Annotated in this window: 15 protein-coding genes; 12 read left to right on the forward strand and 3 right to left on the reverse strand. The window is 33.7% G+C overall.

Going from position 1 to position 14,879, the window contains the following annotated elements:
* The first annotated feature begins 73 nt into the window (after positions 1-73).
* The gene (locus tag PMI10_RS09735; protein ID WP_007807205.1) at positions 74-1,033 is read left to right on the forward strand and encodes a helix-turn-helix transcriptional regulator; all 960 of its coding nucleotides are present in this window, start codon (positions 74-76) and stop codon (positions 1,031-1,033) included.
* A gap of 61 nt (positions 1,034-1,094) precedes the next feature.
* On the opposite strand, the gene PMI10_RS09740 is transcribed toward PMI10_RS09735, so the two are convergent.
* The 3 genes from PMI10_RS09740 to PMI10_RS09750 all read right to left on the reverse strand — a co-directional run bounded on the left by PMI10_RS09740 (position 1,095) and on the right by PMI10_RS09750 (position 3,148).
* A complete protein-coding gene (locus PMI10_RS09740; protein ID WP_035631654.1) occupies positions 1,095-1,592 on the reverse strand; it encodes a DinB family protein in 498 nt (165 codons plus the stop codon).
* A 43-nt stretch (positions 1,593-1,635) separates the two neighbouring features.
* Positions 1,636-2,118, reverse strand: coding sequence for a DinB family protein (locus PMI10_RS09745; RefSeq protein ID WP_007807210.1), 483 nt, complete (start codon positions 2,116-2,118; stop codon positions 1,636-1,638).
* 97 nt (positions 2,119-2,215) lie between these two features.
* Positions 2,216-3,148, reverse strand: coding sequence for a 1-phosphofructokinase family hexose kinase (locus PMI10_RS09750; protein WP_007807212.1), 933 nt, complete (start codon positions 3,146-3,148; stop codon positions 2,216-2,218).
* A gap of 181 nt (positions 3,149-3,329) precedes the next feature.
* On the opposite strand from PMI10_RS09750, the gene PMI10_RS09755 reads away from it, so the two are divergent.
* The 11 genes from PMI10_RS09755 (at position 3,330) to PMI10_RS09805 (ending at position 14,819) form a co-directional block, all read left to right on the forward strand.
* On the forward strand, positions 3,330-7,385 hold the full coding sequence (locus PMI10_RS09755; protein WP_007807214.1) for a T9SS type B sorting domain-containing protein: 4,056 nt from the start codon (positions 3,330-3,332) through the stop codon (positions 7,383-7,385).
* A gap of 304 nt (positions 7,386-7,689) precedes the next feature.
* Entirely contained in the window at positions 7,690-8,340 is a 651-nt protein-coding gene (locus PMI10_RS09760) for a hypothetical protein (protein ID WP_157489764.1), read from the forward strand.
* 185 nt (positions 8,341-8,525) lie between these two features.
* Positions 8,526-9,893 (forward strand): hypothetical protein, encoded by a 1,368-nt coding sequence (locus PMI10_RS09765; protein WP_007807217.1) that lies wholly within the window; start codon positions 8,526-8,528, stop codon positions 9,891-9,893.
* 188 nt (positions 9,894-10,081) lie between these two features.
* Complete coding sequence (locus PMI10_RS09770) at positions 10,082-10,468, forward strand: hypothetical protein (RefSeq protein WP_007807219.1); 387 nt, start codon at positions 10,082-10,084, stop codon at positions 10,466-10,468.
* Positions 10,469-10,607: 139 nt separating this feature from the next.
* Positions 10,608-10,997 carry a hypothetical protein gene (locus PMI10_RS09775; protein WP_007807221.1) on the forward strand — a complete coding sequence of 130 codons (390 nt, stop codon included), beginning with the start codon at positions 10,608-10,610 and terminating at the stop codon, positions 10,995-10,997.
* A 112-nt stretch (positions 10,998-11,109) separates the two neighbouring features.
* On the forward strand, positions 11,110-11,688 hold the full coding sequence (locus PMI10_RS09780; RefSeq protein ID WP_007807223.1) for a hypothetical protein: 579 nt from the start codon (positions 11,110-11,112) through the stop codon (positions 11,686-11,688).
* 179 nt (positions 11,689-11,867) lie between these two features.
* Positions 11,868-12,362: a hypothetical protein gene (locus tag PMI10_RS09785; RefSeq protein WP_035631658.1), complete on the forward strand. Its 495-nt coding sequence runs from the start codon at positions 11,868-11,870 to the stop codon at positions 12,360-12,362.
* Between the two features lie 163 nt (positions 12,363-12,525).
* Entirely contained in the window at positions 12,526-13,266 is a 741-nt protein-coding gene (locus PMI10_RS09790) for a DUF2625 domain-containing protein (RefSeq protein WP_007807227.1), read from the forward strand.
* Between the two features lie 169 nt (positions 13,267-13,435).
* On the forward strand, positions 13,436-13,699 hold the full coding sequence (locus PMI10_RS09795; protein ID WP_007807229.1) for a hypothetical protein: 264 nt from the start codon (positions 13,436-13,438) through the stop codon (positions 13,697-13,699).
* Positions 13,700-13,713: 14 nt separating this feature from the next.
* Complete coding sequence (locus tag PMI10_RS09800; protein WP_007807231.1) at positions 13,714-14,316, forward strand: hypothetical protein; 603 nt, start codon at positions 13,714-13,716, stop codon at positions 14,314-14,316.
* 56 nt (positions 14,317-14,372) lie between these two features.
* On the forward strand, positions 14,373-14,819 hold the full coding sequence (locus tag PMI10_RS09805; protein WP_007807233.1) for a hypothetical protein: 447 nt from the start codon (positions 14,373-14,375) through the stop codon (positions 14,817-14,819).
* Positions 14,820-14,879 lie beyond the last annotated feature (60 nt).

A 14,879-nucleotide genomic window follows, 5' to 3' on the forward strand; every position in this document is an offset into this window, starting at 1 on the left:
GCAAAACCCTAAACCTTTGTATCTTTGAACCTTTGTATTTATAAAAAACTCAGTAACTCAGAACCTTCAAAAAATGGACGAAACCCCAAAACGATTTGACCGAATTGTCGCCATCCTGATTCAATTGCAATCTAAAAAAATTGTAAAAGCACAGGAACTGGCAGATCGTTTTGAAGTTAGTTTAAGAACTATTTACAGAGATATCCGAACTTTGGAAGCCTCCGGAGTTCCTATTTACAGTGAAGCCGGAGTTGGTTATGCATTAATGGATGGTTACAGATTACCCCCCGTTATGTTTACCCGCGAGGAAGTTAGCAGTTTTATTGCTGCAGAAAAACTGATGCAGAAATTTACCGATCCTTCTCTTGGAAATCATTATGCTTCGGCGATGTATAAATTAAAATCGGTTTTGCGAAGTACGGATAAAGACTGGCTTTCGAATATAGAATCAAAAATTCTGATGCAGGCTTCAGAGCCAATGTTTAATGATAATTCTCCTAATACTCTGGCTCTTTTGTTTGAAAGTATTGCTGAGGAAAAACAAATTCAGCTTTCATACAAAACCTTAGAAGCTGAAGAAGCAAGCCATAGAAATATTGAGCCTGTTGGTGTTTTTCATGAAAACAATAACTGGTATTTTTTAGGATATTGTCATTTAAGGAAAGATTACCGTCAATTTAGAACGGACAGAATTCAGGGCATTAAAAAAACAGATCTGAAATTTACTATCGAACACGATTCACTGGAAACGTATCTGAACAAAAAAGACCAGCCAGCTCCAAAAACAAAAGTCCGAATCTTGGTTGAGAAAAAAATTGTAAAATATCTGATGACCGAAAGAAAATATCATGGCTTTATTTCGGAAAAAGAAATAGACGGGCAAATAGAAATGACATTTATGTCATGTGATATCGAAAGTAGTTTTCCGCGTTGGTTTTTGATGTTTGGGGATTATGCCAAAATCCTGGAACCGGAAAGACTAAAAACAAGAGCACTCGAATTACTCGAAATCAATAAAAAAAGACTTCTATAAAAAACTCCTAAAATGAAATTCATCTTAGGAGTTTAGGCTTTGCTTTTTGAAAAATAATTATTTATTGCCCTTTTACAACATTATAAAAATTATAATCCGTATTTGATGCATCGGTAATCCCAATATTTCGGCCAATGGTAACAATTTGTCCTCTGTGGTAAGTTCCGTGATTTACAACCTGCAGCAAATATTCGCTAAGAGGAAATTCACACTGAAACCAGGGATTATCGATTTTAATTTCCTTAGCTAATTGTTCGTCAGACAATGAATTTATATACTCAGCTAGTTTTGCTGAGCTTTGCAGTAATCTTTTAAATATTTCATTTTTATTTAAATCAACATTTTCTTTCTTTTCAAATACTCCGGTTTCTGAAATTACCGAATACCAATATTCTTCTGTTTCCCAAATATGATTCAGCGTTTTGGCAATACTGGAATAACTTGACGGAACTTCCTTATGAAGTAAATCATCTGATTTTTCAGAAAGCCAATTTGCAAATTGCTGGTTAACCCATAAATTATAATTGGCATAATTAGTCATTAATTTTTTTAAGCTCATATTATTTAATTTTTGAATTATTTAAAAGATTGCTGCAGTTTTGCTATTGTCTTTCCCAGAAAAATGGCGGCTCGATATTTAAAGCTCTTAAATAAACATATCCCTGCCCGCGATGATGCACTTCATTATCAATAAAATATAAGATATTATGAATGATAGGGAATTCATACTGCCCAAAAAGATTAAACGTTTCATTAAAATCTTCAATCGATAATTTTTCCCAATATTGATTAATTTCTGCAGTTGCTTCGTCCCATTTTTCAAGATATTGAGCTTTAAAAATTAATTTTTCAGTTCCTTCAGTATAAGGCTTACTATCTCTGTTTACAATTCCCTTTAGAGCTGGAGCTGCTATGGCTAAAAGCTCATCAACTAATTTCGCAAAGGGTCTCATCCCTCCTATTGAAAATTCAAAAAAATCTTTTTCAGGAAAAAGCTCAATTACACGACGTGTCAGAGCACGATGTCCTTGCCAGTGTTTTAATAAATCTTCCGGTGTAATTACTTGCGCTGCTAATGTTTTCATAATTTTAAAGTTTTAATATTTTTAATACTTCAAAATTAAAGAGGGCTGGTGACAACAGTTTGTCAGCAGGAAAAAATATTTTTTATTACTATTTTTATTATTTATTCTTTAACCACTCAAACAAACGATTTGCATCTTCAAATTTAAATAATTGCGTGCCTTCATTCATAGTTGCAGCAGATCCGCAGGCAACTCCCCAGCGAATGACTTCTTTTAAACTTTTGTCTTGTGACAATGCCCAAACCATTCCGCCAACCATACTATCACCAGCTCCAACGGTGCTTTTCTTGGCAACATTTGGTGCAGGAACATATTCATAATCATCTTTTGTTACCAGAACTGCACCTTGTGGCCCAAGTGAAACCACTACAATTTCGGCTCCGCCTTTTGCAATAATTTTTTTGGCAGCTTCATTTACTTCTTCCATTTCCAGGCGTTCTACCCCAACTAATTTTGCCAATTCACCAACATTTGGTTTTATAAGATAAGCACCTGTTTCTAAAACTTTCTTTAAAGCATCCCCGGAAGTATCAACAATTAATTTAGAATTTGATTTTTTAGCAATTTCAGCCACTTTCTGATAAAAATCAGAAGATAAACCTTCATTTAAACTTCCACTTGCCACTAAAAATTTTGGTTTTAAATTCGATAATGTTTCCAACACTTTCTGACTTTCCAAATCAGATAAATTTCCTCCGGAGAAACCAAAACGATATTGCGAATTTGTGTTATCATCTACCGCAATAAAATTTTCTCTTGTCGGGGTTTTGGTTTCAATTGCTTCAAAATCTATCTTTTCTTTTTTTACTAAGTCTTTCAGCATTTCGCCAATTGGTCCGCCTGAAGCAAAAACGGCTAAAGAACTTCCGTGCAGGCGTGCAATAGCTTTAGAAACGTTAATTCCACCACCGCCTGCATCAAACAAAGGTTCTTTGCATCTTATTTTCTGTTCTGCAATTAAACCTGAAAAATGTGTGCTTTTATCTACCGAAGGATTTACGGTGAGTGTAACTATATCAAATGATTTCATTTTTGTACTGTGGGAATAATGGTTTGAATTAAGACGTAATAAAACTGTTTATGCAATTTAATAAAATTAAAATTGCCAATCGCTTTTCTGTAAATAATAATATAAAATCATAAAATACTGACAATCATAGTTTTAAAAGCAAAATAACTCGTACCTTTAAGTACCAGATAAAATCCGGATTATGAGATATGCTCTATTTCTACTTTCATTATTTTATTCGGCTATATCTTCGTCACAGGGAATCATAGTTGACACTACAACCTTGGACATACCTGAACTCGTTCGTGAAGAGTTAATGCAAAATGCCTGTGCCAATCAAAGTAACTTTAAATTTTCGTCACATCTGGGTATTGGTAAATTCACAAGCACTAATCCTAATTTCCCCATTTCGAGCGGGATCATTATTCGAAATGGTATCGCTAAATATACTGAAGGGACATATACAGGTCTCAATGGAAGCAGTAAACTGAATACAGCTACTGACAGCGATCTGCAAATTATCAGTGATAATAATGGCCAGGTTGTTCCCATCACGGATGTAAGTTTTATTCAGTTTGATTTTACTCCTTTATCGAGTAATTTTAGTTTTGATTTTCTTTTTGCTTCCAATGAATATGGTGAATTTCAATGTGGTTTCAGCGATGTTTTTGCCTTTATATTAACTGATCTGACTACCGGAATTTCCACAAATCTGGCTGTAGTTCCCGGAACAACTACACCAGTTTCGGTTAAAAATATTCGGGATCAACAGTACAATTCTTCCTGTTTATCTGCCAATGCCAATTTATTTGACCGTTATAATGTAACCAATCCAGGATCATCGGCAATAAATATGAGAGGTGAAACCAAAGTTTTAACGGCCTCCTCAACGGTTATACCAAACAGGACATACAGTATAAAGTTGGCAATTGGCGATTACAATGACAGTAATTATGATTCGGCAGTTTTTATAAAAGGAGGCAGTTTTATGACCGGTATGGATTTAGGTCCGGACAGAATCATTTGCGAGGGAGAAAATATCATACTTCAATCCGGACTTGTGGGGAATTATACTTATGTCTGGACTCTTAACGGAACTGTAATTGCGGGAGAAACAAGCAGTACTTTAACCCTTAATAAAGCCGGGACTTATGGGGTTACGGCTACTCTTTCCGGCTGTGTTATAAAAGACGAAGTGGTCATTAAGGATTTGGTCATTGCAGCTCCGAAAAACCTAACCGCTTGTTATAGTGGAAATCCGACTTATCAATACGACTTGACACAAAATAATTTGGCAGCATTGAAACTCAATCCGGCAGAATACACTCTTTTTTATTATAATTCTTCAGAAGCTGCCAATGCAAACGGACCAGCCATTCCTGTTAATGAATTGACTTTATATACCAGTGCAGGCAATGAGACAATATATATAAAAGCAGTGCATATTTCTAATAACAATACCTATTGCAATAATTTACTCCCTTTTAATTTATTGGTAACAGAACCTATCAGTGTTGTAAAACCTCCCGACTTGAGTGTTTGTGATAACATTTCTAAAAAAGTATCCGTCGATTTAACTGTTCAGGAAACCACCATTCTAAATGGATTAAATCCTTCCGAATACAAAATTAGGTATTACACCAGCCAGGCAGACGCAAACAATGCCAAAAATAACATTCCAAATCCTAAAGCATTCATTACCTCTTTGTCCCAATCACCACAGACAATCTGGGTACGGATTGAAAATATTCTGAACTCGATCTGCTATACAACCATTAATTTCAATATAAACATTTATTCACTGCCGGCAGTAGATGATATTCCGGATGTAGTTGCCTGCAACAGCTATACATTGCAACCACTTACAGCCGGGAATTATTACACGGGGCCAAAAGGAACAGGAACTAAATTGAATGCAGGAGATGTTATTACCAAATCGGGAGTCTACTATATTTACAGCGGTCCAAACGCAAACAATTGTACTAATGAGAGTAACTTTAATGTAGTTTTAGTTTATGAAATTGTTTTTAAAAAAGAAGCCTGCGGCAAATATATCGTTCCGCGTGTACCCGCAGGTGGCTTCTATACCCAGGCAGGAGGGCGAGGAGATGCGATCCCTGCAGAAACAGCATTTACAACCAGTCAGACTATTTATTATTACGCCATAATTAATGGATTAGTGTGCCGGGACATATCTGTACCATTTATTGTTCACCCCTTGCCGCTAGTAGACAAACCCGGTAATGTGGTGACCTGCGATTCGTATACGCTGCCTCCTTTAGTAAATGGAAACTATTTTACCTCATCTGGAGGTTTGGGCAAGGCCCTGAATGCCGGAGACAAAATAACTTCAAGCCAAACAGTATTTGTTTTTGCAAATGATGGAAGATGTACCAATGAATATTCCTTTAAAATCGATATTGTTAAATCTTCTATTTTTGTACCAATTGCGAAATGCGGAAACTTTATTTTACCGCCGGTTCCTGTAGGCGGTTATTATGATAGTCCGGGTGGGCAGGGTCAAAACATTCCGGCAGGAACCAGTATTACCACTTCGCAAACTGTGTATTATTATGCCGTCACTACAACTTCTCCTAATTGTACCGATAACTTAAAATACCAGATCACCATAAAACCATTGCCATTGGTAGATACACCAGCCAATAGGTTGGAATGTGAAAGATATGTATTACCTCCCTTGGTAAATGGTAAATATTTTACCAAAACCAACGGTGGAGGGTCTCCATTAAAAGCTGGAGACATCATCACTACAACACAGACAATTTATGTTTATGCCGTTGGGACAGAATGTACAAATGAGCATAGTTTTATTGTCGAAATCAGGAAACGTCCTCAGGTTGACAGTTTTACAGATGTGGTTACCTGCACAGCTTTTAAACTTCCTATATTGAAAAACGGAAAGTATTATACTGCAACAGGAGGTCCTCTTGGTTCAGGAACCCAAATTGCCGAAGGAACACTCATAAACACAACCCAAACTATTTACATCTATAATGAATGGACAGATTTCACAAAGTGCAGCAATGAAACTTTTTTCAAAGTAAACTATAACGGAATAGATGTTGGGACCTTTGTCGACATTAATGTTTGCGACAGCTATACTTTGCCTCCATTACAATTAGGCAATTATTATGCGCAGCCTGGAGGAAAAGGCCCTGTTATTCAGGCTGGAACTGTTTTAACAGCTTCACAGAGAATTTATGTTTACGCCATTACCGGCAACCGATTGACCTGCTCCAGCGAAAAAAACTTTTTAGTTAACATTTCTGTAACTCCAGTATTGATGAACACTCCTGATGTTACCATTTGTGGAGGCTATACATTGCCGCCTTTATCCCTTGGAAATTATTATAGCGGGGCAAATGCAACCGGAACACGTTATTTGGCCGGACAGCAAATAACCGCCAGCCAACAAATGTATATCTACGCTGTAGCAGCTACAAACCCCAATTGTGCTTCGCAGGATGATTTTAATATTACGATCTATCCTTTGAAAAATCTGGTATTAAAAAACGAAATAATTTGCGTCGATTTTCAGACAGGAACTACAATGCGTTCGGCACAATTGAGTTCAGGACTTAATCCGGCCATCTACACTGTCGACTGGTATTTAGACGGTAATAAACTAAGTACAGGTCCTGATTATACCGCCACCAAAGAAGGAACTTATACCGCTCAAATCACCAAAAAAACACCCGATGTTGGTAATGATTGTGGTTATAATCCGGCTACAGTTACCGTCGAAAAATCAAGTCCGGCTGTTGCTACCGTAAACATGACCGACTCCTTTGAAGATACTATCGACGTTATCGTAACCTTAACTAATGGCTATGGAAGCTATGAATATCAACTGGATGACGGCAGTTTTCAAACCGGCAATGTTTTTTCTAATGTTGATTCAGGGGAACACGCTATTACGATAAGAGATACGAAAGCCAATTGCGACGACCAGATTTTAATTATCAATGTACTCAAATATCCTAAATTTTTCACTCCAAACAACGATGGATATAATGACACCTGGAACATCCCCGATCTCGCTTTTCAGCCCGATGCCGTCATCAATATCTTCGACCGCTATGGTAAAATCCTAAAGAAAATAAGCCCTGCCGGTCCGGGTTGGGATGGTAATTACAATGGTGACCCACTTCCTTCCACCGATTATTGGTTTCAGGTTTTTTATACCCAAAACGGAACAGCCCAGGTATTCAAATCTCATTTTAGTATGAAACGATAATCATTTGGGCGTGCCACCATCCCCATAAGCGGGCAAACTTACATTACGTTTATTCGCCCTCTTATCGGGATGCTGTCAGGCTGTCCGCGTTACTTCGGTAACCTGCTCCCATCCTTCACGTGGGCTCAAGAACTTTAGAATAAATGACGAATGTTCGTTTTTGTAAGTTTGTGACTATTATTATCTATATTTGAAAAAAATAATGCGATACAAACATTCATATATACATCCCAATTTGGGCAGATTGGCGAATGTTTGTATCGTATATATACAAGTTAGTGGCAAACCAAAAAAAACAGAACTTATGAAATTACTTACTTCTCAAAAGGACCACATTTACAAATATATTACAGCAGGTGGTAACTTTTCTCCTCATCAATTTAAATTGATAGAGACAGATGAAATGGGAAGATATTCAACAAGTTTAAAATTTATAAATTCTCCATACTATTTTAATTTTAACGAAGACACTGATTACGTTGGATTTTATGTAAACTATTCACCAGGTCAAGAACGAATTGTTGAAGCGACTAATAACGTTAATTGGAAAATAGGATTTGACCATTTTATTACTTGGTTAAGTAATTTAAAACGTGAACTTGAAAGCCCTAATCTATGGGAACGTTTCCAAAATGAAATTTCGGGACTTCAATTAATTACAGATTTTGATAATTCGAAATTCACATTTTCTGAATATGAAGAATTGACAGAAAAATTGAAGATAATTTCTCAAAGAATAAGTTCAATTCCATTGTTCGAAAATCAACAAAGAGAAATTATAATTAGTTTAGAAAGATTAACTGAATTAGCTAAAGAATTAAACAAATTTGATTGGAAAAATCTATTTATTGGAACGATTATTAGCATTATAATTCAGTTAAATGTTACGCCTGATAATGCAACTATACTTTGGGAATTAATACAAAATGTTTTTAGTAATTACTTCTTACAATAAGGTCAGCCACTAACACACGCTACAAGCGATTTGGGCATTTGGCTTAATTTAAAAATGGTCTTGTATTGGGGAAGATTTGGCAAATCCGAAAATAGGGCTTAATTTAGTCCCAAACCGCTTGTAGCGCGAGAACGTTAGTGGCAAGCGCCCAGCAGAATGGAGAATTCAATAACATAAAACAATAGATGGGAAGTGTAACATATAATTTTTTAGCCGATAGTTTATTCTTTCACAAAAACAGTATACAAAATAATTTCGTTAAAGAAAGTGATGAAAGAATTGAAAAGGAATTACAAGATTATAGAAAACATTGCATTGATAATTATGAAGAATTAATCAAAGAAATTGTTGACAGAGATTCTTTCTTAAAAGTTTTTTCCTCATCTGATGAAACACCAATAAATTTACTAAAACAGACATCATTGTATGTTGACCAGTTTATTATTAAAGATCCATTATTTAATTTGACAGATATAAAATCTGAAACAAATACTGTAATGGCAAAATATTTGGGATACCAAAATAATGGAAAAATTGACAGAAGCAAACTTAAAAAAGCATCTTCATTTTTAAAAGATATTACTCCAATGATTGCGGGAAATTATGCAAAAATATTTCCGTTGAGTTATCATTTTGAAGCCCCTAAAGAAATTCCATTAAACTTACCTACTGATTACTATAATGGAGTTCTTCCAAAAGAAATTATGGAGTTCTTTTGGGATAATATTTCAGTCCGTTCAATGGAAAAATTGAAATCAGGCGATGGTTGGCAAGTTGTTGAAGACAAACTTTATCCTTGTAGAGGTATTGTAGTAGACATTAAAAAAACAAATTTAAAGTCTAGTATGATTTATCATTTATTTGAAATGGAAGTTTTAAGCTTAGATGAAAAAACAGGAATAGCAACTTTTAGACAAACTTTACCTGACACAGTACCGGATGCAAATCATTTTAATGCTTGGGTAACACAATCAATAAATTCTACATCAAAACATTTTTTTGATGGAGTTTTTAAAGAAAATTTCATTTCTTCCAATCTTAATGCAACCTACCTATGCGACAATGATTTTACAAGCAAGTTAATATCTCAAAACTACAATATAAAAGAAACAATTCAGACTGAAACTGCAAATCGAATAATTAATTTTGACTTACCTTTTCTTGACAACATTGATATCGATAAATTAATGACAGTGAGAGAAATGGATTCAGAAGTTTTTACGAATTTCAGAATCGAACTTGAAAAGCATTTTAGAGAATTAAGGATATTAAGTGACCCGAAAATTATTCAACAAAAAACAGAAAATATTTTTCACGAATTAAATGAGGTTCAAGTCCAAAAAATAAAACAAAAAATAGATTATATAAACAAACAAGTATTTGTAAATTCTGTAGTCGGTGTTGGTGGTTTAGCTGGTGGTTTTTCAACAGGAGGATTCAGTTTGTTAGCAACAGCTTTAGCTTTAGGTAAAGGGTATAAAGACTATATTGATTATAAAGAAAAAGTAAAAGAAAACCCATCTTATTTATTATGGAAAATAAGAAAAAAATAAATGCCAGCCACTAACAGCCGCTACAAGAGATTTGGGTATTAGGCTGAATTTAAAAATGGCTTTGTACTTGGAAAATTTGTACATAATGGAAAAAACTCGCATCTTTAATCCCAAACCTCTTGTAGCGCCAGGACGTTAGGTGCAATTATAAACACGTTAATAATCAAGAATTGACAATTTTAAAATTAATGAGTGAACTAGCAGACATATTATCTATAATTGGATTTATCATTACGATATGGACATTTATTAAAGTATGGGACAATACTGAACAGATTAAAGAATTAAATAAAAAAAACTTCTTTATTAATAGATTGCCAGATAATTTAATGGATTTGAAAAAATCAAGTTCAAAAATTTCAATATTGATTTCAAATATTGATGAAAACAACTATGATTATACTGTGCTTCAATATGCCCGATTTCCAAGGGATTACGAATGGAGAGTTTTACAAATAATCTATGTCAAGAAACTGGCTATAACAGCTACTACAACGGATTTAGGCAATAGGCTTAATGGAAAAATTGGTTTGTGTTTGGAAGATTTGGCAAATCCGAAGGATAACGCCGATTAGCCCCAAACTGCTTGTAGCGCGAGAACGTTACCAGCCATTTTAGGAACGATCACAAAACAGGCAACTCTAGTACGTACGAAAAAAGTATAAATTTGCAATTGAAACGAAAATAGAAATCTTGACAACTAAAGCAATTTTTATGAAACTAAAGATTTTACTGATTTTATTGATTTTTAACTTTACTTCAAGTCTTTTTTCTCAAGAAACGGCCAAGCCAATGACTGATACTGAAATTATGCGCAATGTGTCAAGAATGGATATTGAGGGTAAAGAATATGAAAATGTTAAAGTAACTCTGAAATCCATATCACCCGATTACTTCATTTCAGATATATACAAAGTTAAGGTCACTATTGTAGATATGGAAGGTAAAGAAATTTGGAAAAAAACCCTCAAGAATGTTTATCTCTATGTTTTTTCTAATGGACAAATACAAGTCGGAAAACCTAATTTCAACAAAATTTTTATACAGAAGAATGATACAGGGTCATTCAATGGCAAGGTAAGGGAAAAAGAAGGCGTATATTAGATTTTAAACTATTGAACTTGACTCTACAAAAAATAAAACCCAAACAATATTGACGAAAAAAAACGGCTGGTAACAGCTACTACAACGTTATGTGGCATTTTACAAAAACCGTATGGATAACAACAAAATTAATTATAATCTTCATGTCGAGCTGATTAGAGAAAAAATCAGAAAGAGATACTTTAAAAGTTCAATTTATTGCACTAACTATAGAGAAGTTTTGGAGGTAGAAAATTCGAGATTCAAAAACCTAACAGAAGTATCAGAAAAATCTTTTTTTAATGACAGTAAAGTAACTTTTATAAAACTAATGGTTATACTTACTTTATTTCTGCTTTTTGTGATTTTTGATGATTATGATGAAATATATAGAAAAACAACTGCATCATTGTCTTTCTGGGCTGTCATTTTTCTTTTGACACTCAATCTTTTTTCACTTTTTGGTTTCGTTTTTAAAAGAAAAAGCGTTTGTATAAAAACTACTAATGACTTTTTAATTATAAATTCAAGAAAGAAAGTTGCTTGGAAAGAAATTCTAACTACTGGGATTTTTACGATTCCGCAACAAGGATTACAAACACTTGTTATCATTGGAACAATTAAGAAAATTTTCACTGTTAACTGTACGGATTCTGAATTATCAGCGGAGGATTTGATTCAAATTATTAATTTACATAAAAACGCCACATAACAGCTACTACAACGGATTTGGGCAATACGCTTAATGGAAAGATGGTTTTGTATTTGGGATGATTTGGCAAATCCAAAGACAAGGCTTAATTTAGTCCCAAACCCGCTGTAGTACCAGAACGTTATGCGTCAGTTTACACGAATCTCAGAAAACATACGGAAATTATTCAGAAAAATATAATGATGAAACTTTACAAACGAATTGACTCGGCAATACACTTTTGGGAAACATGGGATATAAACGAGAAAAAAGGAGCCATTCACAAAGGAATTGTTGGAAAACGTGGTGAATATAGAGAAGTGAGTTCTAAACTTTTTTCAAGCTTTAGAAAAGAAATTCAAAAAGAAATTGATGATTATTGTAAAGATGGTTATCAAGAAGTTGAGATTGAAGACCATTCGACTTTACTGATTGAGTTTTTGGTTGACGGAATGGGAACCAAAGAAGACGTAGAAAAAAGAACTAGACTTCAAGATAAAATGGATGATGTGTTGGGATGGACTGGACTTGGACATTGCGACGGAGGAAGTATTGGAAGCGGAACCATGGAAGTTTGTTGCTACGTTATTGACTTTGAAACAGCAAAATCAGTAATCCAAGAAAGCCTAAAAAACACTGAATTCTCAAATTACACGAGAATATTTGAGGAGATTGAAGAATATGACGAAGAATAAAACCGAACGCATAACAGCTACTACAACGGATTTGGGCAATAGGCTTAATGGGAAGTTGGTTTTGTATTTGGGATGATTTGGCAAATCCGAAGAATGAGCTTAATTTAGTTCCAAACCCGCTGTAGTACCAGAACGTTAGTAACTATTTAAGACAAAACTACAAATGAAGAAATTCACATTTATAATTTTAGTATTGGTTTCTCTAACAACATTTTCTCAGACAAAAATGCGTCCTATCGAAGAACTAATAAACGAAAACGATTCTGGTTGGCCATTTGTAACAGAATGGATAAAGTCTGCAAAAAATAAAGTTGAAATCTTATCTGTAGACAAACAACAAGCAAAAGATGCTCTATATAAAACCCAAATTACAACTCGTTCGCCAATGGGTTCAATTGTATTTGAAACAGGAGGAATTTTAATTGATAATGGTTGGATTAGAATTCTTGGTTCAGGAAGTGAGAAACTAAAAAGAAATTTGCCTGAATGGAATCTTGGAAAAGGTTTTACTGAATTTGGACAACCATCATCATTTTTACTCGTGGCAGACGATGCAATTGGCGGTTTCTTTTTATTGAACGGTGGCGGACTTGGAAAAGACTTAGGAAAAATTTACTATTTGGCGCCTGACAATTTAGAATTTGAACCTCTTGACTTAACATATTCGGACTTTTTAAATTTTTGCTTCAACAATAACTTAGACGAATTTTATAAAGGTTATAGGTGGAAAACTTGGAAAGATGATGTAGCAAAATTAGATTGTGATAGAGTTTTTAATTTCGTTCCATACTTATGGACAAAAGAGGGCAAGAATATTGAAGAAACATCTAAAAAAGATATACCAATAGAAAAACAATACAGTCTGAATTTAGACTTTAGAAAGCAACTAGGAATAGAAAAATAAACAGCCACTTACAGCTACTACAACGGATTTGAACAATTGGCTTAATGGGAAGTTGTTTTTGTATTTGGGATGATTTGGCAAATCCGAGAATAGGGCTTAATTTAGTCCCAAACCCGCTGTAGTACCGGGACGTTAGCAGTAATTGAACCAAAAAACAAAACATAAAAATATGAGAAAAACACTTTTAACATTTATAATAATTTCATTTACAAATTTTTCATTCAGTCAACAAATAGAAAAACTTGAGTACTGTAATTGCATAGAGAAAATTGACAACAACTTCCCCACTTATGAAGGAAAATATGAACGAGTTTGTAATGAAAAAACAACTGATGTTGGAAGCTTTAAAAATGATCTTCCAGACGGAGAATGGATTTCATATAATTACAAAGGAGGATTAATTAGTAAAAAAATTATTCCGAAGGTAAACTAAATGGCTTATTTGAATTGTTTTTTGTTAATGGTAAAGTACAATTTAGTGGTAGTTTTATAAATGGCAAAAAAAATGGGATTTGGAAATATTTTAATGATAAAGGAATTACTATAATTGAGGGTGAATACGAAATGGATAAGCCAGTTAATTTATGGACTATTAAAGATAAAAAAGGAAAAAAAATAACAACTCAATATGATTACACAAATTCGAAATATATCTTAAATGAAGTAGAGGAAAAGCTTAAAGGTTCAACGCTTTTGGGAGGTTTATCACTATCATATGATTTATTTATACAAAATGCTGAAGTTCCAAGAGATTTTTGGGATACCTATGCTGACTTAAAATATTTGGCTAAATTTAAAATTGAAGAAAACAGCTCAAGTACATTTATTCTTGATGAAGTAAATGAAAAAACAGCAAATAATACAATTACATTTGGTAGTAGTGTCCAAACTGATCCTGAAAGTAAATTGCATAAAATTGATCATAGCAAGCTATCCAAAAAATTACTTTATTATAAAATTTCAGAAGCATTAAGTGTTTTACCTCCTTGGATTTATAAAGGTGAGAAAGAAACAACAATTTACATTCCATATAAAGTTAATGTAAGGTAAAATCAACTACTGCTAACAGGCGTTTGCGGTAATTGTAAAAAAAAAATGAAAAAAAAATGAAATTTCATATAAAAATATTATTATTGATTTTACTTGTTATCAGTAGCGTTTCATATTCTCAAAATATAAAATTAAACCTTGTTGGAAATTGGAATGCGACTGATTATTGGGGAAATAAATCTGTTTTTATTTTAAGTGAAGATAATTATGCATCAATGTCTGTAAATGGAGAATTTATTGATGGAAAAAACTTCATCATACATGGTGGAAAAAATGATGGACAAAAAGGAGAAATGAAATATATAATAAATTATGAAAAAACTCCTATTGAACTTGATTTGATTGCAGTAAAAGAAAATAAAGAAATGGGAAGAATTCTCGGAACAATTAAACCAATAACCGAAAATGAGTTTTTAATGATTTGGAGTTTTAATGGGAAAAGAAATTCAGATTTTTCCGAAAATAATAATGAACAAATAATGACGGTAAAACGTAAAGATTAGAACAACTACCGCTAACAGCTACTACAACGGATTTGGTCAATTGGCTTAATGGAAAGTTGG

This window comes from Flavobacterium sp. CF136 (assembly GCF_000282055.1).
In the GTDB taxonomy this organism is placed as follows: domain Bacteria; phylum Bacteroidota; class Bacteroidia; order Flavobacteriales; family Flavobacteriaceae; genus Flavobacterium.